At 72.9% G+C, this 26,472-nt stretch carries 23 protein-coding genes; 13 read left to right on the forward strand and 10 right to left on the reverse strand.

Annotated features, from left to right (window positions below; genetic code table 11):
• Positions 1 to 122: 122 nt before the first annotated feature.
• The 4 genes from OG472_RS20430 (at position 123) to OG472_RS20445 (ending at position 5,336) form a co-directional block, all read left to right on the forward strand.
• Positions 123 to 3,179 (forward strand): BTAD domain-containing putative transcriptional regulator, encoded by a 3,057-nt coding sequence (locus tag OG472_RS20430; protein ID WP_401608343.1) that lies wholly within the window; start codon positions 123 to 125, stop codon positions 3,177 to 3,179.
• A gap of 173 nt (positions 3,180 to 3,352) precedes the next feature.
• Positions 3,353 to 3,571: a hypothetical protein gene (locus OG472_RS20435; protein ID WP_401608341.1), complete on the forward strand. Its 219-nt coding sequence runs from the start codon at positions 3,353 to 3,355 to the stop codon at positions 3,569 to 3,571.
• Positions 3,572 to 3,725: 154 nt separating this feature from the next.
• Positions 3,726 to 4,451, forward strand: a complete 726-nt coding sequence (locus OG472_RS20440; RefSeq protein ID WP_405941849.1) for a methyltransferase domain-containing protein — start codon at positions 3,726 to 3,728, stop codon at positions 4,449 to 4,451.
• Positions 4,452 to 4,547: 96 nt separating this feature from the next.
• The gene (locus OG472_RS20445; RefSeq protein ID WP_401608337.1) at positions 4,548 to 5,336 is read left to right on the forward strand and encodes a hypothetical protein; all 789 of its coding nucleotides are present in this window, start codon (positions 4,548 to 4,550) and stop codon (positions 5,334 to 5,336) included.
• Positions 5,337 to 5,360: 24 nt separating this feature from the next.
• Here OG472_RS20445 and OG472_RS20450 read toward each other — a convergent pair whose 3' ends face one another.
• Complete coding sequence (locus tag OG472_RS20450) at positions 5,361 to 7,007, reverse strand: FadD3 family acyl-CoA ligase (protein ID WP_405941850.1); 1,647 nt, start codon at positions 7,005 to 7,007, stop codon at positions 5,361 to 5,363.
• Positions 7,008 to 7,101: 94 nt separating this feature from the next.
• Between OG472_RS20450 and OG472_RS20455 the strand changes: the two genes are divergently transcribed.
• The 3 genes from OG472_RS20455 to OG472_RS20465 all read left to right on the forward strand — a co-directional run bounded on the left by OG472_RS20455 (position 7,102) and on the right by OG472_RS20465 (position 9,524).
• Positions 7,102 to 8,253, forward strand: coding sequence for a lipid-transfer protein (locus tag OG472_RS20455; protein ID WP_401608333.1), 1,152 nt, complete (start codon positions 7,102 to 7,104; stop codon positions 8,251 to 8,253).
• A gap of 72 nt (positions 8,254 to 8,325) precedes the next feature.
• Complete coding sequence (locus OG472_RS20460; RefSeq protein WP_401608857.1) at positions 8,326 to 8,751, forward strand: Zn-ribbon domain-containing OB-fold protein; 426 nt, start codon at positions 8,326 to 8,328, stop codon at positions 8,749 to 8,751.
• Positions 8,748 to 9,524, forward strand: coding sequence for an enoyl-CoA hydratase/isomerase family protein (locus OG472_RS20465; protein WP_405830639.1), 777 nt, complete (start codon positions 8,748 to 8,750; stop codon positions 9,522 to 9,524). Before OG472_RS20460 ends, OG472_RS20465 begins: the two co-directional genes overlap by 4 nt.
• Here the strand turns inward: OG472_RS20465 and OG472_RS20470 are convergent, their stop codons facing one another.
• Positions 9,525 to 10,127 carry a hypothetical protein gene (locus OG472_RS20470; protein ID WP_405941851.1) on the reverse strand — a complete coding sequence of 201 codons (603 nt, stop codon included), beginning with the start codon at positions 10,125 to 10,127 and terminating at the stop codon, positions 9,525 to 9,527.
• A gap of 283 nt (positions 10,128 to 10,410) precedes the next feature.
• Between OG472_RS20470 and OG472_RS20475 the strand changes: the two genes are divergently transcribed.
• On the forward strand, positions 10,411 to 10,935 hold the full coding sequence (locus OG472_RS20475) for a hypothetical protein (protein WP_405941852.1): 525 nt from the start codon (positions 10,411 to 10,413) through the stop codon (positions 10,933 to 10,935).
• Between the two features lie 105 nt (positions 10,936 to 11,040).
• Here the strand turns inward: OG472_RS20475 and OG472_RS20480 are convergent, their stop codons facing one another.
• From OG472_RS20480 to OG472_RS20490, 3 genes are all read right to left on the reverse strand, one after another.
• Positions 11,041 to 11,538 (reverse strand): peptidylprolyl isomerase, encoded by a 498-nt coding sequence (locus OG472_RS20480; protein ID WP_382541910.1) that lies wholly within the window; start codon positions 11,536 to 11,538, stop codon positions 11,041 to 11,043.
• A 68-nt stretch (positions 11,539 to 11,606) separates the two neighbouring features.
• Entirely contained in the window at positions 11,607 to 14,006 is a 2,400-nt protein-coding gene (locus OG472_RS20485) for a PQQ-binding-like beta-propeller repeat protein (protein WP_401608323.1), read from the reverse strand.
• A 193-nt stretch (positions 14,007 to 14,199) separates the two neighbouring features.
• Positions 14,200 to 14,994 (reverse strand): VOC family protein, encoded by a 795-nt coding sequence (locus OG472_RS20490; protein WP_405830644.1) that lies wholly within the window; start codon positions 14,992 to 14,994, stop codon positions 14,200 to 14,202.
• 284 nt (positions 14,995 to 15,278) lie between these two features.
• Here OG472_RS20490 and OG472_RS20495 point away from each other — a divergent pair, with 284 nt between their 5' ends.
• Entirely contained in the window at positions 15,279 to 15,926 is a 648-nt protein-coding gene (locus OG472_RS20495) for a TetR family transcriptional regulator (RefSeq protein WP_150257890.1), read from the forward strand.
• A 67-nt stretch (positions 15,927 to 15,993) separates the two neighbouring features.
• Here the strand turns inward: OG472_RS20495 and OG472_RS20500 are convergent, their stop codons facing one another.
• Both OG472_RS20500 and OG472_RS20505 read right to left on the reverse strand, forming a co-directional pair.
• Positions 15,994 to 16,476, reverse strand: coding sequence for a nitroreductase family deazaflavin-dependent oxidoreductase (locus tag OG472_RS20500; RefSeq protein WP_361764214.1), 483 nt, complete (start codon positions 16,474 to 16,476; stop codon positions 15,994 to 15,996).
• Complete coding sequence (locus tag OG472_RS20505) at positions 16,476 to 17,738, reverse strand: acyl-CoA dehydrogenase family protein (protein ID WP_405941853.1); 1,263 nt, start codon at positions 17,736 to 17,738, stop codon at positions 16,476 to 16,478. The genes OG472_RS20500 and OG472_RS20505 overlap by 1 nt, the downstream gene beginning before the upstream one ends.
• A 194-nt stretch (positions 17,739 to 17,932) precedes the next feature.
• Here OG472_RS20505 and OG472_RS20510 point away from each other — a divergent pair, with 194 nt between their 5' ends.
• The 4 genes from OG472_RS20510 (at position 17,933) to OG472_RS20525 (ending at position 24,729) form a co-directional block, all read left to right on the forward strand.
• Positions 17,933 to 19,126, forward strand: coding sequence for a thiolase C-terminal domain-containing protein (locus tag OG472_RS20510; RefSeq protein ID WP_405941854.1), 1,194 nt, complete (start codon positions 17,933 to 17,935; stop codon positions 19,124 to 19,126).
• 263 nt (positions 19,127 to 19,389) lie between these two features.
• The gene (locus OG472_RS20515; protein ID WP_405941855.1) at positions 19,390 to 19,710 is read left to right on the forward strand and encodes a CU044_2847 family protein; all 321 of its coding nucleotides are present in this window, start codon (positions 19,390 to 19,392) and stop codon (positions 19,708 to 19,710) included.
• Positions 19,707 to 23,966, forward strand: a complete 4,260-nt coding sequence (locus OG472_RS20520) for a trypsin-like peptidase domain-containing protein (protein ID WP_405941856.1) — start codon at positions 19,707 to 19,709, stop codon at positions 23,964 to 23,966. Before OG472_RS20515 ends, OG472_RS20520 begins: the two co-directional genes overlap by 4 nt.
• 31 nt (positions 23,967 to 23,997) lie before the next feature.
• Positions 23,998 to 24,729 carry a pyridoxal 5'-phosphate synthase gene (locus tag OG472_RS20525; protein WP_405941857.1) on the forward strand — a complete coding sequence of 244 codons (732 nt, stop codon included), beginning with the start codon at positions 23,998 to 24,000 and terminating at the stop codon, positions 24,727 to 24,729.
• Here OG472_RS20525 and OG472_RS20530 read toward each other — a convergent pair.
• The 3 genes from OG472_RS20530 to OG472_RS20540 form a co-directional block, all read right to left on the reverse strand.
• Positions 24,624 to 25,145, reverse strand: a complete 522-nt coding sequence (locus tag OG472_RS20530) for a Zn-ribbon domain-containing OB-fold protein (protein ID WP_405941858.1) — start codon at positions 25,143 to 25,145, stop codon at positions 24,624 to 24,626. The two genes, OG472_RS20525 and OG472_RS20530, sit on opposite strands and share 106 nt — an antisense overlap.
• Positions 25,142 to 25,594 carry a DoxX family protein gene (locus OG472_RS20535; protein ID WP_319726867.1) on the reverse strand — a complete coding sequence of 151 codons (453 nt, stop codon included), beginning with the start codon at positions 25,592 to 25,594 and terminating at the stop codon, positions 25,142 to 25,144. Before OG472_RS20535 ends, OG472_RS20530 begins: the two co-directional genes overlap by 4 nt.
• A gap of 83 nt (positions 25,595 to 25,677) precedes the next feature.
• Entirely contained in the window at positions 25,678 to 26,448 is a 771-nt protein-coding gene (locus OG472_RS20540; RefSeq protein WP_405830654.1) for a maleate cis-trans isomerase, read from the reverse strand.
• Positions 26,449 to 26,472 lie beyond the last annotated feature (24 nt).

The raw sequence follows: 26,472 nt of genomic DNA on the forward strand, positions 1-26,472 counted from the left end.
GTAGCGCCGATCTGACGAACCGTCAGCTAGTTGGTCCGTGATCGGCCATGGACGGGCTGACGTGTACGCGCAAGACAGGGCAGACTGACCCTTACAACGAACGGAAGGCAGGGGGACGACAGATGGACGGCGTACCGGCCATCCCGCACCCGCGGAAGCATCCCGAGGGAGCCCGGCCCACCAGCACGTCCAAACACCCGGCGCCGAGCCCGGCCCCGGACTCCGCCCCGGCCGCCACCGCCCCCGCCGCAGCCGCCTCCCACGCCGCCCCGGCCGAGTCCCGCTTCGCCGTCCTCGGCCCCGTCCGCGCCTGGCGCGGCGCCGAGCTCCTGCCCTCCGGCACCCCCCAGCAGCGCGCCCTGCTCGCCGTCCTGCTGCTGCGCGACGGCCGCACCGCCACCGCGCCCGAGCTCATCGACGCCATCTGGGGCGAGGACCCGCCGCAGCAGGCCCTCGCCACCATCCGCACGTACGCCTCCCGCCTGCGCAAGGTCGTCGCCCCCGGGCTGCTCGTCACCGAGTCCGGCGGCTACGCCATCCGGCTGCGCTCCGCCGCCACCCTCGACCTCGGCGTCGCCCGCAGCCTCGCCGCCGACGCCGACGCCGCCCGGGCCGCCGGCGACCGCTCCCTCGCCCGTACGCTCCTCGCCCGCGCCCTCGACCTCTGGGAGGGCGAGCCCCTCGCCGGGATCCCCGGCCCGCACGCCGAGACCGAGCGCACCCGGCTCGCCGAATGGCGCCTCCAGCTGCTGGAGACCCGCCTCGATCTCGACCTGGAGGTCGGCCACCACGCCGAGGCCGTCTCCGAGCTCACCGCCCTCACCGCCGCCCACCCGCTGCAGGAACGCCTGCGCGAGCTGCTCATGCTCGCCCTCTACCGCAGCGGCCGGCAGGCCGAGGCCCTCGCCGTCTACGCCGACACCCGCCGCCTCCTCGCCGACGAACTCGGCGTCGACCCGCGCCCCGAACTCTCCGCGCTCCAGCAGCGCATCCTGAACGCCGATGCCGATCTCGCCCGCGCGGAAGACCCGGCCCCGGCCGCCGCGACCGTCCACGTGAGGCCCGCCCAGTTGCCCGCGACCGTTCCCGACTTCACCGGCCGATCCAGCTTCGTCGACGAGCTCGGCAGCATCCTGTCCGGCGGCGCCCAGGACCAGGTCATGGCCGTCTCCGCGCTCGCCGGCATCGGCGGCGTCGGCAAGACCACCCTCGCCGTGCACGTCGCCCACGCCGCCCGCCCGCACTTCCCCGACGGACAGCTCTACGTCGACCTCCAGGGCACCGAGGCACGCCCGGCGGAACCGGAGGCCGTCCTCGGCTCCTTCCTGCGCGCGCTCGGCACCCCCGACACCGCCATCCCCGACTCCCCCGCCGACCGGGCCGCGCTCTACCGCTCCACCCTCGACGGGCGCCGCGTCCTGGTCCTGCTCGACAACGCCCGCGACGCCGCCCAGGTCCGCCCGCTGCTGCCCGGCACCGCCGGCTGCGCCGCCCTCGTCACCAGCCGGGTCCGCATGGCGGGCCTCGCCGGGGCCCATCTCGTCGACCTCGACGTGATGAGCCCCGAGGAGGCCCTCCAACTGTTCACCCGGATCGTCGGCGAGGAGCGCGTCCGCGCCGAACGCCAGGCCGCCCTCGACGTCGTCGGCGCCTGCGGCTTCCTGCCGCTCGCCATCCGCATCGCCGCCTCCCGGCTCGCCGCCCGCCGCACCTGGACCGTCTCCGTCCTCGCCGCCAAGCTGGGCGACGAGCGCCGCCGCCTCGACGAGCTCCAGGCCGGCGACCTCGCCGTCAAAGCCACCTTCGAGCTCGGCTACGGCCAGCTGGAACCCGCCCAGCAGCGCGCCTTCCGTCTCCTCGGCCTCGCCGACGGCCCCGACATCTCCCTCTCGGCGGCCGCTGCCGTCCTCGACCTCCCCGAGTACGACACCGAGGACCTCCTCGAAGCCTTAGTCGACTGCTCCCTGCTCGAATCCGCCGCCCCCGGCCGCTACCGCTTCCACGACCTCGTACGCCTCTACGCGCGTGCCTGCGCCGAACGCGACGAGCAGCCCCCGGGCGGGCGCGAGGCGGCCCTGGACCGGCTGCTGGACTTCTACCTGGCCACGGCCTCCGGGGTGTACGCCCTGGAGCGCCCCGGCGACCGGCTGCCCGCCCACCTGTCCGACACCCACTACCCCGGGCTGGTCTTCGCCGAGCCGCGCGCCGCCCTGGACTGGCTGTACGCCGAGGCCGACCCGCTGCTGGCGTGCGTACGGCAGGCAGCCGTACGGGGCGGCGAGACGCTGGTCCTGCGGCGGGCCGTGGACCTGCTGTGGGCGGCCAAGGACCTCGCCGAGTCGGGGGCCAACTCCAAGCAGTACGAGTCGGCCGCCGTCGCCCTGCGCGACGCCGGCCAGGCCGCCAAGGACCCGTACGCGGAGGGCCGCGCCCGCACCACCCTCACCAACGTCCACCTGGTCGCCGGCCGGTTCACCGCGGCCGACGACGAGGCCCGCCAGGCCACCGCGCTCGCCCGCGAGGCCGGCGACCCGCTGCCCAGCTGCTGGGCGCCCAACGACCGCGGGATCATCGCCCTGTACGAGGGGCGGCACGCGGACGGCGAGCGGTACCTGCTGGAGGCCATCGAGAACTTCCGCGCCGACGCCAACAACGTCGGCGAGGCCAGCGCCCTGTGCAACCTGTCCCGCATCCACGTGGAACTGGGCCGCCTCACCAGCGCCATAGACCTCGCCCAGCAGGGCATCGCCATCTACGACCGGATGGGCCTGACCCTGCGCCTGGCCAACGGCCGCTACGCGCTGGGCATCGCGCTCACCCAGGCGGGCCGCCTCGGCGAGGCCCTCGCCCAGCTCACCGAGGCGCTGTCCCTCTTCCACGAGAACCGGCAGCCGCTGTGGGAGGGCGTGACCCACTTCCGGCTCGCCGTGGCCCACCTGGCGGCCCGCCGTCCCACCCTGGCCGCCTCGCACGCCGAGCAGGCGATCGCGCTGCGCGGCATCGGCGGGGAGTGGCGCCGGGCGACCGTGCTGACGGTGCTGGGCAAGGCGCTGCGGCGGCTGGGGCAGACGGACCGGGCGCGGGCGTGCTGGCGCGACGCGGAGGCCGTCTTCCGGCAGCTGGGGTCCACCGAACTGGCCGAGGTACAAGCCCTGCTAGCCTCGGAGATCGCGGCCTGACCTGCGGCGATCCCCGTTGAACGAGGCGTTCATCGTTCGTTTATCGCCCTTCGGCACGATAGGTGCATCGACCCGGCGCGTCGGGGGGGCACCCGGGCCGGTTGGAGGACTACCCGCTCGGCGGTCATCGGGGGAATCGCCGAGCGGGCCCTACCCATCCATCAGGAGAACCGATGACGACGAACGAGAACATCCTGCCGGCCGACGGTGACAGCAAGTCGCTCGACAACCACGCCCCGGGCGTCGACGTCGAGACTCTGGACAACCACGCCTCGGGCATCGAGATCAAGCCGCTCGACCCGGCTCCGGCTCCGGCTCCCGTGCCGATCCCGGCGACGCCGGCCGAGGAGATCCAGACGCTGGACAACCACGCGTCCGGTCCGCGCCCGTAACACGCACACCGCACCACGCAAGAACGCAAGACGTACGGGGGATTCAACGGGGGAACGGCGGTCGCGGTGGCCCGGAGGGGGAGCCACCGCGACCGCCGCACGTCTGCGTCCGGTCGTCCGCACCGGGCTCCGGCCCGCGGCATACGCTGGGGGTGTGTTCTCCTCCCACGGACCGAGCGTCCGCGAACTCGCCGTGCAGGGCCTCTCCTCGATCGAGCGCGGCTACGACCTGCTCGCGCCGAAATTCGACCGGACGCCCTTCCGCACCCCTGACCGCATGCTCGACGCCGTGGAGGAGACCCTCGCCCAGCGGGAGGGATCCTTCGGCGCCGGGCTCGACGTCTGCTGCGGCACCGGCGCCGCGATCGGCATGCTGCGAAGGCTGTGCCGGGACCGGGTGACCGGGGTGGACCTCAGCGCGGGCATGCTGGCCGAGGCCGGACGCGCCCACCCGGACGAGCGCGTGGACTTCGTACGGGCCGACGCGCGGGCGCTGCCGCCCGCGCTCGCGGACACGTACGACCTGGCGGTCAGCTTCGGCGCCTTCGGGCACTTCCTCCCGGCCGAGCGGCCCGCCCTCTTCTCCGGGGTGCACCGCGCGCTGCGCCCCGGCGGGGTGTTCGCCTTCCCGATCGGCGCCCCGATCCCGCCGAGCTCCCCCGTGTGGTGGGCGGCGGCGGGCTTCGACGCGGCGATGCGGGTGCGCAACGCGGTGTGGCGGCCGTCCTTCGTCATGTACTACCGGACCTTCCCGCTCAGCGGGGTCCGCCGCGACCTGGAGGCGGCCGGCTTCACCGTGGAGACCGTGCCGCTGGACCACTTCGGGCGGCAGGCCGGGGGCGCCCCCCGCTGGCGGCTGGTGCTGGCCCGGCGTACCTAGCGGAATCACTGCGTCACCGCCGGTGCACGGGACACAATCGATGAGGGTTCGTCAGGCAGCTCGCTTCCGCACCACCCTCACCCTTTGGAGCAGCCGGTGTCGTCGCAGGAAATGCCCATAACGATCACCCCCCAGCAGGCCGCCCACGGTGTCATCCTCCCCGTTCTGCTGGCGAACGGCCCGGCCCGGCTGCGCATCCCTGCCTGCCGGAACGGCGATCTCATCCGGGCCCGCGTCGGGGACCAGGAGTTACTGCTGCGCATCCGCGTCCAAGGGGCCGGAGCGGGAGCCGCGTTCGCGACCGGCGCCGTCGGCGCGACCGGCGGAGCGGGTGCGGGCGTGCCGGTGTCCAACCCGTCCTCCATGGCGAACGGCCGCGGGTGCATCGCCGCGGTCCTGGTCGCCGCCGTGGTCGCCGTCGTCCTCATCGCGGTGAACAACGGGCACGACGACGGCAAGAACTCCGCCTCCCCGACCCCGACCTACTCGTCGGGCGCGTTGTCGCCCCCCTCCTCCACCCCGTGGACGGCGGAACCCACCACCGCCCCGAACCCCGTGCCCACCCGGTACAGCCCGGAACCCGCCCCGGCGCCGACCCCGGAGTCCACCCCGGAGCCGAGCCCCTTCGACCGGGGCACCTGTCTCAACGGACAGCTGCCGGACTCGACGACGCCGCAGAGCGTCAGCGGCGTGGACGAGGTCTCCTGCTCGGCGTCCGACGCGCACTACAAGGTGATCGAGAGCATCCCCGGCACCTCGGACATGGACCGCTGCAATTCCAACCCCAAGACGCAGTACGCGTTCTCCTACCGCTACATGCGCGGCGCCACCGTCCTCATCCAGTACGTGTACTGCCTGGTCGGCCTCGGCTCGTACGCCCGCTGAGCGGCGGGCCCCGGATCCCGGGCGCTAGCGGGCGCGCAGCTCGCGCTTGAGGACCTTGCCGCTCGCGTTGCGCGGCAGCTCGGAGACGAACTCCACCGCGCGCGGCACCTTGTAGTTGGCCATCTCCCGCCGTGACCAGGCGATCAGGTCGTCGGCGGTGAGCGTGGAGCCGGGTCGGCGGACCGCGTACGCCTTGCCGACCTCGCCGAGGCGCGGATCGGGGACGCCGACGACCGCGACGTCCGCGATGTCCGGGTGCAGGCCGAGGAGTTGCTCGATCTCGGCGGGGTAGGCGTTGAAGCCGCCGACGATGAACATGTCCTTGATCCGGTCGGTGATGCGCAGGTTGCCGTGCGCGTCCTTGAACCCGACGTCGCCGGTGTGCAGCCAGCCGTCCCGGGTGATCGCCCTGGCGGTCTCGTCGGGGTCCTCGAAGTAGCCCTGCATGACGTGGTAGCCGCGGACCAGGATCTCGCCGGCCTCGCCCGGCGGCCGCGGCGTCCCGCCCGCGTCCACGATCATCACCTCGGTGTCCGGGATGGCCCGCCCCGAGGTCTCGGAGATGATCTCCGCGGGGTCGCCCCGCCGGCACATGGTGACGATGCCGCTGGCCTCGGAGAGCCCGTACGCGGTGAGGACGGTGGCGATGTGCAGCTCGCCGCGCAGCCGCTCGACGAGCCGCAGCGGGACCACGGCCGCGCCGGTGACGACCAGGCGCAGGGCGGACAGGTCGTGGTGGTCGCGCTGGGGGTGGTCGAGGAGGGACTGGTGGAGGGTGGGCGGCCCGGGGAGTACGGAGATCCGCTCGGCGGCGACGTTGGCGAGGACGGTGTCCACGTTGAAGACGGGCTGCGGGACCATCGTGGCCCCGCGCATCAGACAGGCGATGATCCCGGCCTTGTAGCCGAAGGTGTGGAAGAAGGGGTTCACGATCAGGTAGCGGTCGCCCTCGCGGAGTCCGGCGAGCTCGCACCACACGTCGTAGCAGCGCAGGGACTGGGCGTGGGTGATCACGGCGCCCTTGGGGCTGCCGGTGGTGCCCGAGGTGAAGATGATGTCGGAGGGGGCGCCGGAGGGGATGGACGCGGCGCGTTCGCGCACGGCTTCGGCCGGTATGCGGTCCCCGCCCGCCAGGAAGTCCTTCCAGGTACGGAAGGACTCGGGTGCGTCCTCGGCGAGGACGACGACCTGCTCCAGGTGCGGGAGCCCGCGCAGCGGCCCGGCGCCGGGGCCCTCGCCCGCGGCCCGGCGCAGGGAGGCGACGTAGGAGGTGCCCAGGAAGGTGCCGGTGACGAAGAGCAGCCGCGCCCGGCTGCGCTGGAGGACGTACGCCGCTTCCGCGCCCTTGAAACGGGTGTTGAGGGGGACGAGCACCGCGCCCGCCGAGACGGCGCCGAGCGCGGAGACGATCCACTCCAGGGTGTTGGGGGCCCAGACGGCGACCCGGTCGCCGGGCTCGACCCCGGCGGCGATGCAGGCGGCCGCGGCGCGCTCGACGCGTTCGCCGAGCTGCGCGTAGCTGATGCGGACGCGGCCTTCGACGACGGCCTCCCGGTCGGCGTACCGTTCGGCTGCCGATTGGACGAGCCCCGCGATGCTGCCCCAGCGCAGGTCTGCGCGTACGTGGTCGCTCACGTCGTCGCGTACGGCCCCGCGTGCGTCGTCGCCCATGCGTGTCATCCTCCCGCGAACCCAGTAGCTGACTATCCGTCAGATTAGCTGTAGCCTTCGCGGCTGTCAGTACTGGCGCACCCCGGAGGTGGCGATGGCGGCAACGCTCAAGGACGCTACGGCGATAGTGGGCATCGGGCAGACCGCCTTTGCCAAACGACTGCCGCAGTCCGAAAAGGAGTTGGCCTGCCGGGCCATCCTGGCGGCCCTCGCCGACGCCGGCATCGAGCCCTCCGAGGTCGACGCCTTCTCCTCCTACACCATGGAGGAGACCGACGAGGTCGAGGTCGCCAAGGCCATCGGCGCCGGAGACGTCACCTTCTTCTCCAAGATCGGCTACGGCGGCGGCGGTTCCTGCGCCACCGTCGGCCACCTGGCCTCGGCGATAGCGACCGGCCAGGCCACCGTCGGCGTCGCCTGGCGCTCCCGCAAACGCGGCTCCGGCCCGCGCCCCTGGAAGAACACCGCCGTCCAGCTCCCCACCCCCGGCCAGTGGACCCGACCCTTCGGGCTGCTGCGCCCCGCCGACGAGATCGGCATGCTGGCCCGCCGCTACATGCACGAGTACGGCGCCACCCGCGACCACCTCTTCAACGTGGCCATGGCCTGCCGCAACCGGGCCAACGCCAACCCGGCCGCGATGATGTACGAGCGCCCGCTGACCCGCGAGATGTACATGACCTCCCGCATGATCAGCGACCCGCTCTGCCTCTTCGACAACTGCCTGGAGACCGACGGGGCGCTGGCCTGCGTGATCGTCTCCGCCGAGCGGGCCCGGGACTGCCGCCAGAAGCCCGTCTACGTGCACTCCGTCGCCCAGGGCCTGCCCTCCCAGCACCACGGCATGGTCAACTACTGGAACGACGACCCGCTCTCCGGACCCGCCTGGACCGCCGCCCGCCACCTCTGGAAGCAGGCCGACTTCGGGCCTCAGGACGTGGACGTCGCCCAGATCTACGACGCCTTCACCCCGCTGATCCCGCTCTCGCTGGAGGGCTACGGCTTCTGCGGGCGCGGCGAGGGCGCCGCCTTCACCGAGGGCGGCGCCCTGGAGATGGGCGGCCGGCTCCCGATCAACACCGGGGGCGGCGGCCTGTCCGAGGCGTACGTGCACGGCTTCAACCTGATCAACGAGGGCGTCAAGCAGCTGCGCGGCATCTCCACCGCCCAGGTGCCGGACGCCGCGACCTGCCTGGTGACGGCGGGCGAGGGAGTCCCGACGTCCGCGATCCTGCTGAGGAGCTGACCGATGACCGCCACGTCCGCTGCGTCCGCCGCATCCGCCACGTCCGAGGCGTCCGCCGCACCCGCGGACGCACTGCTCCTGCCGGTTCCCGACGAGGACGGCGCCCCCTTCTGGGAGTACGCCGCACGGGGCGAGCTCCGCATCCAGGCCTGCGCCGCCTGCGGCCGGCTGCGCTTCCCGCCCCGCCCCTGCTGCCCGCACTGCAGATCCTTCGACAGCGAGTGGCGCCGGATGAGCGGCCGCGGCCGCATCTGGTCCTACGTCCGGCCGCACCCGCCGCTGCTGCCCGCCTACGCCGCGCAGGCCCCGTACAACGTGGTCCTCGTGGAGCTCGCCGACGCCCCGGACATCCGGCTCGCCGGGAACCTGGTGACCTCGCCCGACGCCCCGCTGGACTCGATGGACCCGGCCCGGCTGCGCATCGGCACGCGGGTCCAGGTGGCCTTCACCGAGATCGGCGGGATGGCCGTGCCGCGCTGGCTCCTGGAGAAGTCGTGACCGTACGGGTGGAGCGGGACAAGGCGACCGGGGTCGCGGTCGTCACCCTGGACCGGGAGCGCCGGCACAATGCGATCGACCTGGCGACCGCGGACGAACTGAGCGCGGTGTGGCGGGAGCTCCGGTTCGCCGAGGAGGTGCGGTCGGTGGTGCTCACGGGCGCCGGCACGGCCGCGTTCTGCACCGGCATCGACCGCGGTGCCGACGTGCCGCAGCCCCCCTCCCCGTACTCGGCCGACGATCCGCTCATCGCGATCGGCCCCAAGGCGGGCGACCTGTGGAAGCCGGTCGTCGCCGCCGTCAACGGCATGGCCTGCGGCGGGGCCTTCTACCTGCTGGGCGAGGCCGAGTTCCTGATCGCCTCCGAGACGGCGACCTTCTTCGACCCGCACACGACGTACGGGATGGTCAGCGCCTACGAGGCCGTCTACATGGCGCAGCGCATGCCCTTCGGCGAGGCCGCCCGGATGTCCCTGATGGGCACGGCCGAACGGCTCTCCGCGCACCGGGCCCACGAGATCGGGCTCGTCTCGGAGCTGGCCGCGCCCGACGGGCTGCTCCCGGCGGCCCTGCGGGCGGCGGAGACGCTGGCCGGCTTCCCGACGGAGGCCGTGCAGGGCACCGTACGGGCCCTGTGGTCGGCGAAGCAGGCCGCGCTCCAGCAGGCCCTGGCCCAGGCCCCGGCGCTGATCGCGCTGGGGAACCTGGCGCCGGAGCGGCAGGCGGAACTGTTCGCGGGGCGGCGGCCGGGGACGGAGTTCCGGCTGCGCTGATCAGCGCTTGGCCGTGGACTTGCTCGGCTTCGGCGTCGCCTTGGGCCTGGACGTGGAGATGCCGCCGTCGGGTCCGTCGGCCGGGGTGGGGCCGGCGGTGGTGGTGTCGGTCTCGGGTGCGGCGAGACGGCAGTTCTTGACGTCGGCGGCGTGCGCCGGGTCTTCCAGGGCGACATCGACCGCGCGGGTCTCGCGGGCTTCCAGGGTCACGCGGACGACGGACGATTCGAGGATCGTCCCGGCCGCGTTCTCGCGGTGGAGGGTGACCTTGACGGTCGCCCTGCGGTCGAGCCGCGAGGTGAACCTGACGGTGGTGGCGGCCTGCTGGGGCCCCGCGCACGTCACGACGACGGCGGTGGCCGGGTCGCCCGTCGGGTCGGCGGAGGGCGAGGCGGAGGCCGTGCTCCCCTTGCTCCCGCTGTGGCTCTTCTTCTTGCTCTTCGAGCTGGAGCAGCCGCCCCCGCTGCTGCTCTTGCTCTTGCTCTTCCCGCTGCTTCCGCTGCTTCCGCTGCTGCTGCTTCCGCCGTGCGACGAGAACCCGGTCAGCGCGAACACGACGGCCACCAGCACCGCGGTGAACCTCATGCGACGTCCAGCCACCATGGCCCGAACTCCTCCCCCTGGACAACGGCGGGCCACGCTATCAGCGCGCCACCGTGCGGGTAACGGCCCGGAAGACATCGGCTCCGTCCGGCCGCTCCCGCATGCGCGGCGCAGACGCCGGGCGTAGCGACCCCTCCCCGACGCACCCCTCGCACGCCTCGGCCCCGGAGGGCCTCTGCGGCTTCGGACCGCTGGGCCGGACTCCGTCCGGCCGCTCCCGCATGCGCGGCGCAGATGCCGGGCGTAGCGTCGGGATCGAGACCCCTACCGCGAAGGGCCGGGCATGATCCGCAACGTACTCGGCTCGCTGATGGGTCTGATCGGAGCGGCGGCCGCCGTCTGGAGCCCCTTCCGTGCCTGGTACGACGGCCGTCACGGACGCGACTACCGCGTCCAGGAGCTCTTCACCGCCGCCGGGATCACCGATCACAAGGCCGCCCTGCTGGGCTCGCTCCTGCTCCCCTTCGTCTTCGCCGCCGCCCTCACGCTGGCCGCGGTCGTGCTCCGCTCGCGGCTGCTCATGGCGCTGGCGGGGGTCATCGTCCTCGGCTTCGCCGTCCTGTGGACGGTCCGCCAGGGGCAGGCGGCCGGGGTCCTCTCGGTGGGCGGCGACGGCCGGGGCCTCGGTGACGGCCTCGCCAACGCCTTCGGCGCGGGCGCGCTGATCCTCCTGGGCGCCGTCGTCATGCGCGGCCGCCCCGCCCGCCGCGTCCGCCCCCTCCCCCCGACGAGCAGCGGCCCGGAGCCGTACCCGGTCGCCCCGGCGAACGAGCCGTGGCCGCCGGCCCCGCCCCGGGACCACGCGTAGCCCGGGCGACGGACCTCACCGCAGCGGGCACGGACGGCGTGGAAATGGCGGCGGCCCCGGCCCCCGGGTGGGGGCGGGGCCGACCGGCCGTTCAGGCGGGTGGGATCAGGCGGCGTCGACGACGCCGGAGGCCGCGATCTCGACCTTGCCCTTGGGTGCGCCGGACTGGGAGCCCAGGGCCTCGATCTGGTCCACGAGCTCCTGGCCCGAGACGACCTCGCCGAAGACGACGTGCTTGCCGTCGAGCCACGGGGTGAGGACGGTGGTGATGAAGAACTGCGAGCCGTTGGTGTTGCGGCCGGCGTTCGCCATCGACAGCAGGTACGGGCGGTCGTGCTTCAGCTGGAAGTTCTCGTCCTCGAACTTCTCGCCGTAGATGGACTTGCCGCCGGTGCCGTTGTGGTTGGTGAAGTCACCGCCCTGCAGCATGAACTGGGGGATGACGCGGTGGAAGCCCGAGCCGGCGTAGCCGTAGCCGTTCTGGCCGGTGGCCAGCTCACGGAAGTTGCGCGCCGTCTTCGGGACGACCTCGTCGAAGAGGTTGAAGACGATGCGGCCGGCGGGGGCGCCGTTGATGGTGATGTCGAAGTAGACGTTGCTCATGGGGTCCATCCTGTCACTCCCGGTGCGGTGCGCTACCCGGCGGGGCCGCAGCCCCGCCTCCGGGCAGGTCAACCGCTCGTACGGGTGCCCGTGCCCTTCGCCGCGTCCAGGGCGTACACGCAGCGGTCCTTGCTGCACGCGTACACCACGCCCGCCTCGGCCACCGGCGCACCCGTGATCTCGCCGCCCGTGGCCAGCTTCCAGCGGAGCTGGCCGCCCGCCGCGTCCAGGGTGTAGAGGCAGTGGTCGGCCGAACCGAAGTGCACCCGGCCGTCCGCGACCGCCGGCAGGCCGGTGATCTCGCCGCCCGCCGCGAAGCGCCACTTCGGGGTGCCGGTGACCGCGTCGAGCGTGTACAGGGCACTGCCCGCGCCCAGGTGCACGTTGCCGTTCGCGACCACCACCGGGTCCGGGGACTGCCGTCCCTCCGTCGCGATCCGCCAGCGGTCCTGGCCGGTGGCCGCGTCGAGGGCGTAGACGGTGCCCAGGTAGTCCACGAGGTAGACCCCGCCGCCGGTGACGGCCGCGCCCGGCGCGAAGGCCGGGGCGGCCAGGAACACCGCGGGGGCCTCGAAGTGCCAGCGGACCCGGCCCGAGGCCCGGTCCACGGAGAGCACCCGGGTGCCGGCCGCGATGTAGACGTTGCCGTCGGGGGCGGGGGTGACCCGCACGGGCACGTTCCCGCAGGAGGCCGCGTCGCCGACCGGGTACGACCAGGACTCGCGGCCGCTGCGGGCGTCGAGCGCGCGCAGCCGGGCGTCCTGCCACACGTAGACGGTGCCGTCGTGGAGGACGGGGGCCGCCTCCGGGGTCTCGAAGTCGCTCTGCGCGCCGGTCAGCTCCCACAGCTTCTGGCCGTTGGAGGCCTCCCAGCCCTGTACGCCGCCGCCGCGCGTGGCGGTGACGACCGTGCCGCGGTCGGCGCGCAGGGCGTACACCCAGGCGTCGGCGGACAGCCGCCACCGCTCGGAGCCGTCGGAGGCGTCGAGCGCGTAGAGGGAGGGGCCGTCGGAGGCGTGGATCCGGCCGTCGGAGACCGCCATGGACCAGGCGACGTCGCGGGTCTTGAACTGGCGGCGGCCGCTCGCCACGTCCAGCGCGTGGACCTCGAAGGAGGTGACGTAGAGCAGGTTGCCGGCGACGGTCGGGGTGCCCCAGACCTCGTTGGACATGCGGAAGCGCCACGGGCGCCAGCGGCCGCTGTCCGGGGCCGGGCCGGGGCTCGGTACCGCCACGGCGGAGGGGGTGACCGCCGCCGCCCCGCCGGGCGGGCGGACCCAGCCGGTCGCCGAGTCCGCGGCGGAGGCGTGCGCGGCCGGGGCCGCGGCGCTCACGCGCGGACCGGGCCCGATCGGCACCGGCGAGCCGCCCAGGCGCACCGGCTCGCCCGAGGGCGCCGACATCGGCGGGCGGTGCGGGCGCGGCGGTACGGCCTGGCCGGTACGCGGGTCCACCCACGGGTCGGCGCCGCCGCGCGGGCGGCGGTGCGTGGCGGGCCCGGAGGCCGGGCCGCCGGAGCCGGAGTCCCGGCCGGGGCCGGGGACGGGCGCGGGAACCGCGGCGGCGGGCGTACGGTTGCCGGCGCGCCGGGCCTCGATCATCGCGACGGCCCGCGCGGGCAGCCACGCCGAGGCGGTGCCGCTGTCGTCGCCGCCGTCGAACAGGTGCGGGGCGAGCTGCGCCTGCAGGTCGGCCGGGGTCGGCCGCTGCGTGGCGTCCATCTGCATGCAGGAGTCGATCAGCGGCCGCAGCTCCTCGGGGAGCCCGTCCAGGTTGGGCCCCTCGCGCAGCAGCATGAAGACCGTCTCCACCGGGTTCGCCCCGTGGTACGGCGGGTGCCCGGTGGCGGCGAAGACGAGGGTGGAGCCGAGCGAGAAGACGTCGCTGGCGCCCTTGACGCTGCGGGAGTCCTTCGCCTGCTCGGGCGACATGTAGGCGGGGGTGCCGACGGCGACGTTCGTCATGGTCAGGCGGGTGTTGGAGACCCCGCTGGCGATGCCGAAGTCGATCACGCGCGGGCCGTCCTCGACGACGAGCACGTTGGACGGCTTCAGGTCGCGGTGGACCAGGCCGGCGCCGTGGATGGACTGCAGGGCCTCGGCGATGCCGGCCGCGAGCCACCGTACGGCCTGGGCGGGCATGGGCCCGCACTCGTTGACGATCTCCTCCAGGGAGGGCGCCGGGACGTACGCGGTGGCCAGCCACGGCACGGCGGCGCGCGGGTCGGCGTCGACCACGGCCGCGGTGTAGAAGCCGGACACGGCGCGGGCCGCCTCCACCTCGCGGGTGAAGCGCACCCGGAAGAGCTGGTCCTCGGCGAGCTCGGTCCGCACCGTCTTGATCGCGACCCGCCGTCCGGACGCGGACCGCGCGAGATAGACCAGCCCCATGCCGCCGGCGCCGAGCCGTCCGAGCACCTCGAAGGGGCCGATCCGTCTCGGGTCGTGCTGCGTCAGCTGCTCCACCACTCGCCTCCACACCTCCCCGTACGGGCCCTCGCCGGGCCCGCTTCCACCGGCACGGGGCCGTGGGCCCCGTGCAGCGTCTCACTCCGGGCGCCGCCCGGGTCGCGCAACCCCGATTCTGTCAGGCCCGGGCCGGGTCCGGCCCCGGCACGTCGAGCAGCGCGGTGTGATCTGCTCGGCGAACCGTCTGCGGGTCCTACCCGTCCGCCTTGGTGCGGGGTTCCGAGAGCAGTCCGAAGACGGCCCCCTGATTGTCGGCGACGACCGCGATCCGCCCGTAGGGGGTGTCGAAGGGATCGGCGGTGACCCGGCCGCCGAGCCGCCGCGCCGTAACCACGGACTGGTCGCAGTCCGGGACGGCGAAGTAGACGAGGAAGTGTGCGGGCATGATCTCCGGGAAGGCGTCGGTGATCAGGCTGCGGCCGAGGACGGCGGTGTCCGTGCCGGGCGCGGTCCCGGGCGGGGACCAGATGCGGTATTCGACGCCGGCGTCGTCCTGGTCCTGCGGGACGTAGCCGAAGACCTTGGCGTAGAAGACGTCGACGGCGTCGCGGGCCCGCGTGTAGACCTCGCTCCAGCAGTACGTGTAGGGCTCCTGCTGGGCCTCGAAGCCGTCGTGGGTGCCGGGCTGCCACAGGCCGAAGACGGCCCCGCCGGGGTCGGCGGCCATCGCGGCGGTGCCGTAGGGGCCCACCGGCATCGGATCCATGACCATCTGGCCGCCTGCGGCGCGGATGCGCTGGGCGCAGGCGTAGGCGTCCCTCGTGTAGAGGTAGACGCCCCAGACGGTGGGCATCCGGCCGTCCGGTTTGGGGGCGAGGGCGGCCACGTTGCGGCCGCGGCTGTAGGCCTGCGTGTAGTGGCCGTACTCGGCTCCCGCACTGTCCGCGAAGGTCCACCCGAACAGCTCGCCGTAGAAGCGCTTGCCCGCCTCGACGTCCGGAAGCGAGGCGTCCACCCAGCAGGGTGCGCCTTCCGCGAATGCGGCCATGGGCCCGGTTCCTTCCGTTGTGCGGGGGTGTGTACCCTCTCACCTCTCTCAGCCATGATCCGTCCGAAAACTTGTCCACAGCCTGTTGATAAGACTATTCGGGGGAAACCTTGCGGAACCGGGCGACACGCCCGGCCTGCGACTACGCGGCGTACCGGGGCGCGCCCGGCCGGAAATCCGCCCCCGCGACCCCGCGGACCGCCTCCCGCCCAGGCCAGGGACCCCGTAACCCCATTTGCAGGCGGCCGAATAGCGCGCCGATCACCCCTCGGTAAGCTGACGGCATGACAGGACAAGTACGCACCGTCGACGGGCGTGTCGCCGGCCGGCGCGGCCAGGCGACGCGGCAGAAGCTGCTCGACTGCCTCAGCGAGATGCTCAGCTCCTCGCCGTACCGCGACGTCAAAGTAATCGACGTCGCCCGCAAGGCCGGTACCTCCCCCGCGACCTTCTACCAGTACTTCCCGGACGTCGAGGGCGCCGTCCTGGAGATCGCCGAGCAAATGGCCACCGAGGGCGCGCAGTTGACGTCGCTCGTCGAGGGCCGGACCTGGGTCGGCAAGTCCGGTTGGGCCGCCGCCGAGGAACTCGTCGAGGGCTTCCTCGAGTTCTGGCGCCGCAACGACGCGATCCTGCGGGTCGTCGACCTCGGTGCGGCCGAGGGCGACAAGCGCTTCTACAAGATCCGCATGAAGATCCTGAACTCGGTCACCAACTCCCTGACGGAGTCCATGAAGGAGCTCCAGGCCAAGGGCAAGGTCGACAAGGACGTCAGTCCCGCGGCGATGGCCGGTTCGCTGGTCGCGATGCTGGCCGCGGTCGCCTCGCACCAGAAGGGCTTCCAGACCTGGGGCGTCAAGCAGGCCGAGCTCAAGCCGAACCTGGCGCTGCTCGTCCACCTCGGCATCACGGGCAAGAAGCCCACGAAGTAACGGCGGATCCCTTGCGGGGTCCGCCGTCCCGGGCGGCTCCGTGCCGGCGTGTACGACCCGCCTGAGATCAGCGACGCTCCAGGCGGAACAACCGGATCTCGCGCTCGATGCGCGCCTGGTACGTCGCGTACGGCGGCCAGAACCTCAGCACCGCCTGCCACGCCGCAGCGCGTTCCTCCCCCGCCAGCAGCCGGGCCCGTACGGGGATGTCCCGGCCTTGCCAACTCACGTCCGCGTCCGGGTGCTTGAGCAGATTCCCGGTCCATGCCGGGTGCCCGGGCCGGCCGAAGTTGGAGCCGATCAGGACCCAGCTCGTGCCGCCGTTCTCCGGCATGCAGGCGAGCGGGGTGGTGCGCGGCTCGCCCGTCTTGGCGCCCTTGGCGGTCAGGATCACGCCCGGCAGCATCTGGGCGCTGAGCATGACCTTGCCGCGGGTGAGCTTGTGCACCGCCTTGTCCAGGGCGGGGATGAAGTGCGGTGCGATCTTGGCGAAGAGCATGGTCGAGGAGACCTTCTGCATCAGCTTGACGCCGGGAGCCACGCGAGCCATCAGACGGCCACCTTCTCTTGGGCGGGCGGGGTGTGGGGCGCAGCCGCGGCGGGAGCCGTGGCTGCAGCCGCCGTGGGCGCGGCAGGGGCCGCGGCCGGGGCGGCGAACAGGCCCGCGCGGTCCGCGGCGTGCGCCCGCAGCCGGTGGACGGGCCCGAAGAGCAGCTCGTCGGCCGCCGCCCGCTTGAAGTAGAGGTGCGCGTCGTGCTCCCAGGTGAAGCCGATGCCGCCGTGCAGCTGGATCGCCTCGCCGGCGGTCACCCGCAGGGCTTCGAGTGCCTGGGCGAGGGCGAGGCCGCCCTGGTCCGGGTCCCAGGCGGCGTAGTAGGCCGCCGAGCGGGCCGCCTGCACCTGGACGTAGAGGTCGGCGAGCCGGTGCTTGACGGCCTGGAAGGAGCCGATCGCCCGGCCGAACTGCTCGCGCTGGCGCACGTACTCGACGGTGCGGGCGAGCGCCTGCCCGGCCGCGCCGACCGCCTCGGCGGCGAGCACGGCGGAGGCGGTGCGCCCGGTGGCGGCGAGGGCGCCCGGTACGTCGCCCTCTTCGTCACCGAGCAACTCGGCGGGAACGTTCCGCAGTTGGATCCTGGCCTGCGGGCGGGTCTCGTCCAGCACGGCCTGCCGGGACCGTACGAGCCCGGGCGCGTCCTCCCGTACGAGGAACAGCAGCGTACGGCTGCGGGCGAAGCCGCCGGCGTGCGCGGCGACCAGCAGCAGCGGGGCGCTGTGCCCGTCGAGCACCTGGGCGGCCTCCCCGTAGAGCCGCCAGCCGCCGCCCGCGGCGTCGGCGCGGGCCTGGACCCCGCCCGCGCGGCCGCCGCCGGACCACTGCCCGGCGCTGTCGTCGCCGGTCAGCGCGAGCGCCGTGGCCAGCGCCGGGCCCGGGACGGCGAGGGCGGCGGTCAGTCCGCCGGCCGCCAGCGGCGGGAGCAGTGCGGAGCGCTGGGCGCCGGTGCCGAGGGCGGCGATCAGCGGCGCGCAGAGCACGGCGGTGGCCAGCAGCGGCGAGGCCAGCAGCGCCCGCCCGGTCTCCTCGCAGGCCAGGGCCAGGTCGGCGGGGGCGCAGCCGACGCCGCCGTACTCCTCGGCGATGGCGAGGCCGGGCAGCCCGAGCCGCTCGGCGAGCTGCTGCCACAGCTCGCGGTCGTGCCCGGCAGCGGTACGGACGGCGGTCTTGACCTCGTCGGGGCCGCAGCGTTTGCCCAGGATCTCGCGCAGGGTACGGCGTATCTCGGCCTGCTCCGCGGTGAAGGCGGCATCCATCGTCTGGCTCCTCCTGGGGGCACCTCCCGGCGGTGGCCGGGGGGCTGATCTGACGGGCCGTCATGTTAGGCCCGGCGGCGGCAGATGCACAGGGGGCGGCGAGGGCGGGTTGCGGGCGGGGCGGGGCCGGAGCGAGGGCGGACGGGGTCCGACCCCCTAGCATCTGACGATACGTCAGATGTACCGTCCTTCCCATGCCTGGACTCACACCTGGAACCGTGTCCCGTGGCCGCCGGAGGGTCGCGGTCGTCGGCGTCGCCCTCTCCGACTGCGGCCGGGTGGACGGCCCCACCCCCTACGCGCTGCACGCGCAGGCCGCCCGGCGCGCCCTGGCCGACTCCGGCCTGGACCGCTCCGTCATCGACGGCCTCGCCTCGGCCGGCCTCGGCACGCTCGCGCCGGTCGAAGTGGCCGAGTACCTCGGCCTGCGCCCCACCTGGGTCGACTCCACCTCCGTGGGCGGCTCGACCTGGGAGGTCATGGCCGCCCACGCGGCGGACGCCATCGCCGCGGGACACGCCAACGCCGTCCTGCTGGTCTACGGTTCCACGGCGCGCGCCGACATCAAGGCCCGCCGGCGCACCTCGAACCTCTCCTTCGGGGCCCGTGGACCGCTCCAGTTCGAGGTCCCGTACGGGCACACGCTGATCTCCAAGTACGCGATGGCCGCCCGCCGGCACATGCACGAGTACGGCACCACACTGGAGCAGCTCGCCGCCGTGGCCGTACAGGCCCGGGCGAACGCGGCCACCAACCCCGACGCCATGTTCCGGGACCCGATCACGGTGGACGAGGTCCTGTCCTCCGACATGATCGCGGACCCCTTCACGAAGCTGCACTGCTGCATCCGCTCGGACGGCGGCTGCGCCGTGCTGCTGGCGGCGGAGGACTACGTACCGGACACGGCGAAGGCTCCGGTCTGGGTCCTCGGCTCGGGCACCTCCGTCTCCCACACCACCATGTCCGGGTGGGAGGACTTCACCGTGTCCCCGGCGGCCGTCTCGGGCCGCATCGCCTTCGAGCGGGCCGGCCTCACCCCGGCGGACGTGGACCTCGCCGAGATCTACGACGCCTTCACGTACATGACCCTGGTGACCCTGGAGGACCTCGGCTTCTGCGCGAAGGGCGAGGGCGGGGCCTTCGTGGAGAAGGACCGCCTGCTGCGCGACGGGGAACTCCCGGTCAACACCGACGGCGGCGGCCTCTCGGCCTGCCACCCCGGCATGCGCGGCCTGTTCCTGCTGGTCGAGGCGGTCCGCCAGCTCCGCGGCGAGGCGGGCCCGGGCCAGGTCACCAAACGCGGCGGCCGCCTCCCGGAGATCGCCCTGGCCTCGGGCACGGGCGGCTGGTTCTGCTCCTCGGGCACGGTCCTCCTGGGCCGCGACTGACCGGGCCGACGCGGGGGCCGCCTGCGCGCCCTCGCCACCGGATGCGGTGCGCGCCCGATGGGACGACGATCGATGTGTACGGCCCCGGCGTCCGCGTCTGCGGTGCCATCGGGGCCGTTGGAGGGCTCCCGTCCGGCGTGGTTCCCCTGCGCGAGTCCGTCCGTACCGCTTACCTCGTGCCGCCCGTCGCGCCGTCCGCGCGCCGGCCTTTCGCGGATGCCGTATCCCGAGGGCCCCGGCGTACGGCGAGCGAAGGAGAAGTCATGACGCAACTCGCCCGGATCCCCCTGGAAGGCGGCGGCTCCATCCTCGTCGAGGCCAAGGCGGCCGACGGCCCGGTGAAGGCGGGTCGCATCGGCGATGCCATCCACGAACTGCCGGGAAATCTGCAGGAGGCCATGGGATCGGTCGCCGACGCCGCCCGTGCCGTACTCGACGAGCTGCGCAAGGCGGGCCCCGACGCGATCTCGGTCGAGTTCGGGGTCAACCTCGCGGTCGAGGCCGGGGTCGTCATCACCCGCAGCAGCGTCGACTGCCATCTGAAGGTGACCATGACCTGGAAGAACGACGGGCCAGGCACGTGAACTCCACCGCCGGGCCGACCGGCGACGGAACCTCGGAACTCCTCCCCGCCGTGGCCCAGATCGTAGGACCGGACGACCAGGTGGCCGGGGCGGGTTTCCTCGTCGCCGAGAACATCCTGGTCACCTGCGCCCACGTCGTACGCGCCGCCGAGAGCGGTCCCGGCGGGACCGTGCGCGTGGACTTCCCCCACGTGGAGGGCGTACCCCGCGCCGAGGGGCTGGTCCTGGACGCACCGTGGCGGGACCCCGAGGACGACGACGTGGCCGTCGTACGCCTCAGCGGTACGAGCGGTACTCCGGCGGCCGGCGTAGGCGGGCTGCCCCTGGGCTCTGCGTCGGGCTCCCGGGGCCACCAGGTGCGTTCGTTCGGTTTCCCCGCCCAGGCCCCGGCCGGCGGCCACTTCGGCTTCGGTGTGGCCGGCGACCTGATTCCCGCCTCCGAGAACAGGGGCCTGTACCTCCAGCTGACCGCCGCCAACGACCTGACCACCGGATTCAGCGGAGGCCCGGTCGTGGACGAGGTCACCGGCCTCGTCATCGGCATGCTCACCGAGATCACCGCCCCCGACGACCACGAACGGGGCCAGGGCATCGCCTACGTCACCCCCACCGAGGTACTCCGGGAAGCCTGGCCCGACCTGACCGAGCAGGACGTGTGCCCCTACCGGGGACTGGACTCGTTCACCGCGGACGAGGCCCAGTGGTTCGAGGGCCGCACTGACGCGGTACGGCAGGTGCTGGCGAGCCTGGCCGACCACCGCGTCACCCTGCTCCTGGGACCCTCCGGCTCGGGCAAGTCCTCCCTGGTCCAGGCCGGCGTCCTGCCCGCCCTGGCCGCCGGCGGGCTGCCGGGCAGCGACACGTGGCTGCCGGTGCTCGTGCGGCCGAGGCAGGACCTGCTGAACGAACTCGAACGCGGTGGGCTGCCCGGGGTGGAGAGCGACGGGATCGTCGCCGCGGTCAGTCACAGGCTCGCCCTCGAACCGGGCCGTCAGCGCCTCGTGCTGATCGTCGACCAGTTCGAGGAACTGCTCACCCAGCCCTCCACCGGGCGGCAGCGCAAACGCCGCTTGGCCGCCACGGAGCAGATCACCATCGCGGTCAGATCACACGCCCGGGTGAGCGTGCTCCTGATCATGCGCGACGACTTCTACCCGCAGCAGGCGGCCCTGGCCCCCAAGCTGCTGGAAGCCGCGATGCCAGGGCTCCTCAACATCCCGGGCACCTTGAGCGAGGAAGACCTGTACGCCATCATCACCCGGCCCGCCCAGAACGCGGGCGCCCACTTCGAGCGCGGGCTGCCGGAACAGATCGTCAGCGATGTCCTGGCCACCAATCCCAATCCCGAGGGAACCACGACCCGCCGTGCCCCCGTCACGGTGCTCCCGCTCCTGGAACTGGCCCTCAGCCAGCTCTGGCAGCGTCGTCACGACGGCTACCTGACCCACGACGCCTACCGCCGTATCGGCGGCGTCACCGGCAGCCTGACCACATGGTGCGACACGGCCCTGGAACAGCTGCCCTCTGAGCACCTCCCCGTCGCCCGGCGCATCCTGACTTCCCTGGTGCGTCCCGCCGACCCCGAACGCAACATCCCCGCCGTCCGTGCCCAGGTCTCACTGAAGGAACTACGCGACCTGGCCAACGCTGTGGACCCGGCCGGCGGGGATGCGGGCGGGGGGACCGGCCCGGAACCCGGCGGGGCGAACCACAAGAAGAAGGAGATCGACGAGGTCCTCGCCGCCCTCACGCGTCATCGCATCATCACCACCCACACGCCCCGGATCTCCCCCCACCACAACACCCCTCCCGAGCTGCCGGTGGCCGAACTGATCCATGACGCCCTCATCCGCGACTGGGGCACGCTGCGCGAATGGGTCAGCCAGGATCACCGCTTCCACAAGTGGCTCGACCAGCTCCGCATCCGTCACGTCCGCTACGAGGAAGGCAACGACCCGGGCGACCTGCTCGGAGGTACCGCCCTCGCGGAAGGCCTGGAGTGGTCCGAACAACGCCGTCTGCCGAGCGACATCGCCGGCTTCGTGAACGCCAGCAAGCACCACCAGCAGAGCGCCATCCGGCGCAGCAGGCGCCTGAACGCCATTCTGGCGGCGCTGCTCGTCCTCGCGCTGGCCGCGGTGGTAGGAGTCTTTCTCCAAGCGCAGGAAGTGGAATCCCAACGACAGGAAGCGGAATCTCAACGAAAGGTGGCCGTCGCCGGGCGGCAGGAGTCCCTCTCCCGCGAACTCGCCCTCCAGTCGAACAGGCTCACCCGTGCGAACCCCGACCTCGCCGCGCTCCTGGCCGTCCAGGCCTTCACGACCAGCCAAACTCCCGAGTCCAAGGAGAGCCTGGCAAACGCGGCAGCACTTCCGCTGAAACGGCGCTTCGTCCTCACCAACACAGTGTGGAAAGTCGCCTTCAGTCCTGATGGGAAGACGTTTGCCACCGCCGACGGCACCACCTCCGTGATCCTTTGGAACACGGACACCGGCACGATCCACAGCACCCTGAAAGGCGCCACAGGGCCCGTGTACGCCGTGGCGTTCAGCCCGGACGGCAAAAGGCTCGCTGCCAGCAGCACAGACACCACAGTGTGGGACGTCCATAACGGCACGATCCTCACCACCTTGAAAGGCCATACCGAGCCGGTCGACTCGGTGGCGTTCAGCCCGGACGGCAAAACCCTCGCCACCGGCGGCGAGGACAACACCGCGCGACTGTGGAATGCGGACACCGGTGCACCGCGCGCCACTCTGACCGGCCACAGGGGCTGGATATGGTGGGTGGCGTTCAGCCCGGACGGCAAAACCCTCGCCACCGGTGGTGAGGACAACACCGCGCGACTGTGGAACGTGGACACCCGCGCCACGCGAGCCACTCTGGGTGGCCACACCGCGCGGGTGTATGCGGTGGCCTTCAGCCCGGATGGGAAAACGCTCGCCACCGGCAGCGCCGACCACACTGTGCGGCTGTGGGACGTAGCCGCACGCACGACCCGCACCACCTTGACCGGCCACGCCGATATGGTGACCTCGGTCGCGTTCAGCCCTGATGGAAACACCCTCGCCACCGGCAGCGACGACACCAGCGTGTTGTTGTCGGACGTAGCCACCGGAACGAGCCATACCGTCCTGAACGGCCACACGGACACCGTGTTCGGGATGGCGTTCAGTCCTGATGGGAAGACGCTGGCCACCGGCAGCGAGGACAAGACCGCGCGACTGTGGAAGGTGGACACCGGTAAGAATCTCACCACCCTGATCGGACACACCGGCTCGGTTAACTCCGTCGCGTTCAGCCCCGATGGCAAGACCCTCGCCACCGGCAGCGCCGACAACACCGTGCGACTGTGGGACCTGGACACCCGCACGGCTCTCCCTCCTCTGAAAGGACACACCAGCTGGGTTCACTCCGTCGCGTTCAGCCCCGATGGCAAGACCCTCGCCACCGGCAGCGACGACCACACCGCGCGACTGTGGGACGTGGACGCCCGCACGAGTTTCCCTCCTTTGAAAGGACACACCAGCTCGGTTAACTCCGTCGCGTTCAGCCCCGATGGCAAGACCCTCGCCACCGGCAGCGACGACCACACCGTGCGTCTGTGGAACGTGGCCAAGCGAACGAGCCGCGCTACCCTGAAAGGTCACAGCGACACCGTGCAGCAATTGGCTTTCAGCCCTGACGGCAAGACCCTCGCCAGTGGCGCCCTGGACCATGAGGTCAGGCTCTGGACCGTCGACCCCGGAGCGCCCCGAGCCGTCCTGAAAGGCCACAACCGAGCGGTGAATGCAGTGCCCTTCAGCCCTGACGGCAAGACCCTCGCCACCGGCAGCGCCGACCACACCGTGCGGCTGTGGAACCTGGACATCCGTACCACCCGCACCACCCACACCACCCTGACCGGCCACACCGGAGTGGTGTTTTCGGTGGCGTTCAGCCCTGACAGGAAGACCCTCGCCACCGGCAGCGGCGACAGCACCGTGCGGCTGTGGGATCTGGACACCCGCACCACCCGCACCACCCTGACCGGCCACACCGGACTGGTGTATTCGGTGGCGTTCAGCCCTGACAGGAAGACCCTCGCCACCGGCAGCGACGACAACACCGTGCGGCTGTGGGATGCCACACCGCTCCCGCCCCGCGAGGAAATCCAAAAGATCTGTCAGGCCGTCGACCGTCGTGGCTTCACCCAGGAGGAGCGGGAAGCGTACCTCGCCGGCCGTTCCGTCGGCCCCGTGTGCCCGGCCCCCTGAGCCTCGCCGGCCACAGCACTAGGCTCACGCCATGACCAGCGAGACCGCACGTGACGACGACTTCCACGCCACCCTGCACTCCCTGCGCGTGTGGGACTCCCCGCTTCCCGGCTTCGACACCGGGGCCGCGCCCGCCGAGCCGCTCCCGCTGTTCCGGGAGTGGTTCGTGCACGCCGCCCGGGCCGGGCAGTTGGAGCCGCACACGATGAGCCTGGCGACGGTGGACGGCGCGGGGCGGCCCGATGTGCGGACGCTGATGCTGCACGACGCCGACGCGCGGGGCTGGCACTTCGCCTCGCATGCCACCAGCGCCAAGGGGGTGCAGCTGGCCGCGCGGCCGCGGGCGGCGCTCGGGTTCTACTGGCCGACCGTGGCCCGGCAGATCCGGATCCGCGGCCGGGTCACCGCCTGCGGGCCCGAGGAGAGCCGCGCGGACCTGGCGGTCCGCTCGCGCGGGGCGCTCGCCGCCGCGCTCACCGGGCGCCAGAGCGAGGTGCTGGAGTCGGCCGAGGACCTGGTCCGGGCCTCGGAGCAGGCCTGGGAACGGGCCGGGGCCGAGCCGGACGCACCGGCTCCGACCTGGACGCGGTACGTACTGGACGCCGACGAGGTGGAGTTCTTCCAGGGCGACCCCGCCCGCCGCCACATCCGCCTGCGCTACCGCCGCACCACCGACGCAGGCACCGACGCAGGCACCGGCGCCGACACCGGAACCGGCACCGACGCAGGCAGCTCCTGGGTCCGCGAGCTGCTCTGGCCCTGATCCGGCCGGAAGACCGCCACCCACACCCCGTCCGCCGCCTCGCGGAAGGTGACCGTCAGGGGCATGCCGATGCGCAGGTCCGCCGCCTCGCAGGACACCACCTCGGTCATCATCCGCGGGCCTTCCGCCAGGTCGACCACGGCCGCCGTGTACGGGACGCGCGTGCCGAAGGGCGGGAGGTCGTTGCGGTGGATCACCGACCAGGTGTAGAGGGTCGCCCGGCCGCTCGTCGGCTCCCACGTCACGCGGTCCTCGCCGGCCCAGCAGTACGGGCAGAACTCGCGCGGGTAGTGGTGCGCCCGCCCGCAGTCCCCGCAGCGGCGCAGCAGGAGCCGGCCTTCCGCCGCCGCGTCCCAGTAGGTGCGGGTGAAGTCGTCGGTCTCCGGGAGGTCGTAGCGCGCCGTGCCGCCGCTCACAGGAAGAGTCCGATCGCCGCGTCGAGGGACCAGGTCTGCCAGGACATGGCGAGGAGCGCGACGAGCGAGATGAGCGCCATCATCGCGTTCTGGCCCTGCTCGGCCCAGTCGTGGATCATCAGCACCAGGTAGAGCAGGTTCAGCAGCAGCCCGCCGACCAGGGCGACCGGGGTCAGGAAGCCGAGCACCAGGCCCAGCCCGAGCGCGAGTTCCGCGTAGACGACGATGTACGCCATCGCCTTCGGGCGCGGCGCGACGACCAGTTCGAAGCCGCCCTTGACGAAGGTCCAGCGGTGCTTGTTCGCGACGTCGGCGGCCCACGCGATGCCGGTGCCGCGTTCGAACCAGCCCTTCTTGTCCTTGTGCCGCCAGCTCTCCAGCCACCACAGGCCGAGGCCTATCCGGAGCACGGCGAGCCATTCGGCCCCACTGAGCCAGATGGTCTGCATCGGCAGCCCCCACCCCTCTCATCACTGATCTGACGGTACGTCAGTTCAGCGGATGCGGGGCGATCCCGCAAGGCCCCGGCCGGCTACGGGTTGGCGAAGAGCCTCCCGTATCCCGCGATCCCGTCGGTGGCGGCGCCCGCCGCGCGCAGGGCGGCCCACAGCAGGACCTGGTTCGCGGTGAGGACGGGACGGCCGAGGGCCGCCTCCAGGGCCTCGATCACACCGACCGCACGGAAGCCGTTGCCGCCGATGACCACGGCCTCCGCCTCGTCCGGCGCGAAGGACACCACCCGGTCCAGCAGGGCTTCGGGCCGGATGCGGCTCTGGTCGCTGGGCAGGGCGCACGGGGCCGCGCGCACCACCGCGAAGCCGGCGTCCTCGTAGTAGGTGCGGCCCAGATCGTTCAGGGCGGTGTCGAACCACGGCGGATCCACCAGGCAGATCCGGCCGGCGCCCAGGATCCGCAGTGCCTCGGCCGTCGCGGCGCACGGGGCGACGACCGGCAGCCCGTGGGCGCGCGCCGAGAGGCGGGCCAGCATCCGCGCCTCGCCCTGCGCCCCGATCGCGTACGCGGAGCTGGTGAAGGCGAAGCCGATCGCCGCCACCGGCGCCGCCGCCAGCAGCTCGGCGGCCTCGTCGACGTGCGGCGGCTCGGCGAAGGCCCGTACCGGAGCCAGCGCGATGGTCGGATCCATCGCACCGCCGCGGCCCATCGCGCCGAACGGCACCCGCGCGGCGTGCAGGCCCACGTCCGCCGGGGCCATGGCGCGCAGTTCCGACTCGGGTCCGACATCGGCGTGCGGGGTGAGGACACCCAGGCGGACGCGCACGTCCCAGCCGTCGGGTCGCCACATCGGTCACTCCAGACTCTCCGGAAG

Source organism: Streptomyces sp. NBC_00207, from assembly GCF_045160965.1.
GTDB lineage: Bacteria > Actinomycetota > Actinomycetes > Streptomycetales > Streptomycetaceae > Streptomyces.

Coding starts and splice junctions, on each gene's coding strand:
- OG472_RS20480 (WP_382541910.1), bottom strand. CDS start 11,538: ATGAGCAACGTCTACTTCGACATCACCATCAACGGCGCCCCCGCCGGC.
- OG472_RS20505 (WP_405941853.1), bottom strand. CDS start 17,738: ATGGATGCCGCCTTCACCGCGGAGCAGGCCGAGATACGCCGTACCCTG.
- OG472_RS20430 (WP_401608343.1), top strand. CDS start 123: ATGGACGGCGTACCGGCCATCCCGCACCCGCGGAAGCATCCCGAGGGA.
- OG472_RS20515 (WP_405941855.1), top strand. CDS start 19,390: ATGACGCAACTCGCCCGGATCCCCCTGGAAGGCGGCGGCTCCATCCTC.
- OG472_RS20540 (WP_405830654.1), bottom strand. CDS start 26,448: ATGTGGCGACCCGACGGCTGGGACGTGCGCGTCCGCCTGGGTGTCCTC.
- OG472_RS20470 (WP_405941851.1), bottom strand. CDS start 10,127: ATGGTGGCTGGACGTCGCATGAGGTTCACCGCGGTGCTGGTGGCCGTC.
- OG472_RS20475 (WP_405941852.1), top strand. CDS start 10,411: ATGATCCGCAACGTACTCGGCTCGCTGATGGGTCTGATCGGAGCGGCG.
- OG472_RS20455 (WP_401608333.1), top strand. CDS start 7,102: ATGGCGGCAACGCTCAAGGACGCTACGGCGATAGTGGGCATCGGGCAG.
- OG472_RS20450 (WP_405941850.1), bottom strand. CDS start 7,007: ATGGGCGACGACGCACGCGGGGCCGTACGCGACGACGTGAGCGACCAC.
- OG472_RS20490 (WP_405830644.1), bottom strand. CDS start 14,994: ATGGCCGCATTCGCGGAAGGCGCACCCTGCTGGGTGGACGCCTCGCTT.
- OG472_RS20500 (WP_361764214.1), bottom strand. CDS start 16,476: ATGGCTCGCGTGGCTCCCGGCGTCAAGCTGATGCAGAAGGTCTCCTCG.
- OG472_RS20535 (WP_319726867.1), bottom strand. CDS start 25,594: ATGCAGACCATCTGGCTCAGTGGGGCCGAATGGCTCGCCGTGCTCCGG.
- OG472_RS20510 (WP_405941854.1), top strand. CDS start 17,933: ATGCCTGGACTCACACCTGGAACCGTGTCCCGTGGCCGCCGGAGGGTC.
- OG472_RS20495 (WP_150257890.1), top strand. CDS start 15,279: ATGACAGGACAAGTACGCACCGTCGACGGGCGTGTCGCCGGCCGGCGC.
- OG472_RS20435 (WP_401608341.1), top strand. CDS start 3,353: ATGACGACGAACGAGAACATCCTGCCGGCCGACGGTGACAGCAAGTCG.
- OG472_RS20525 (WP_405941857.1), top strand. CDS start 23,998: ATGACCAGCGAGACCGCACGTGACGACGACTTCCACGCCACCCTGCAC.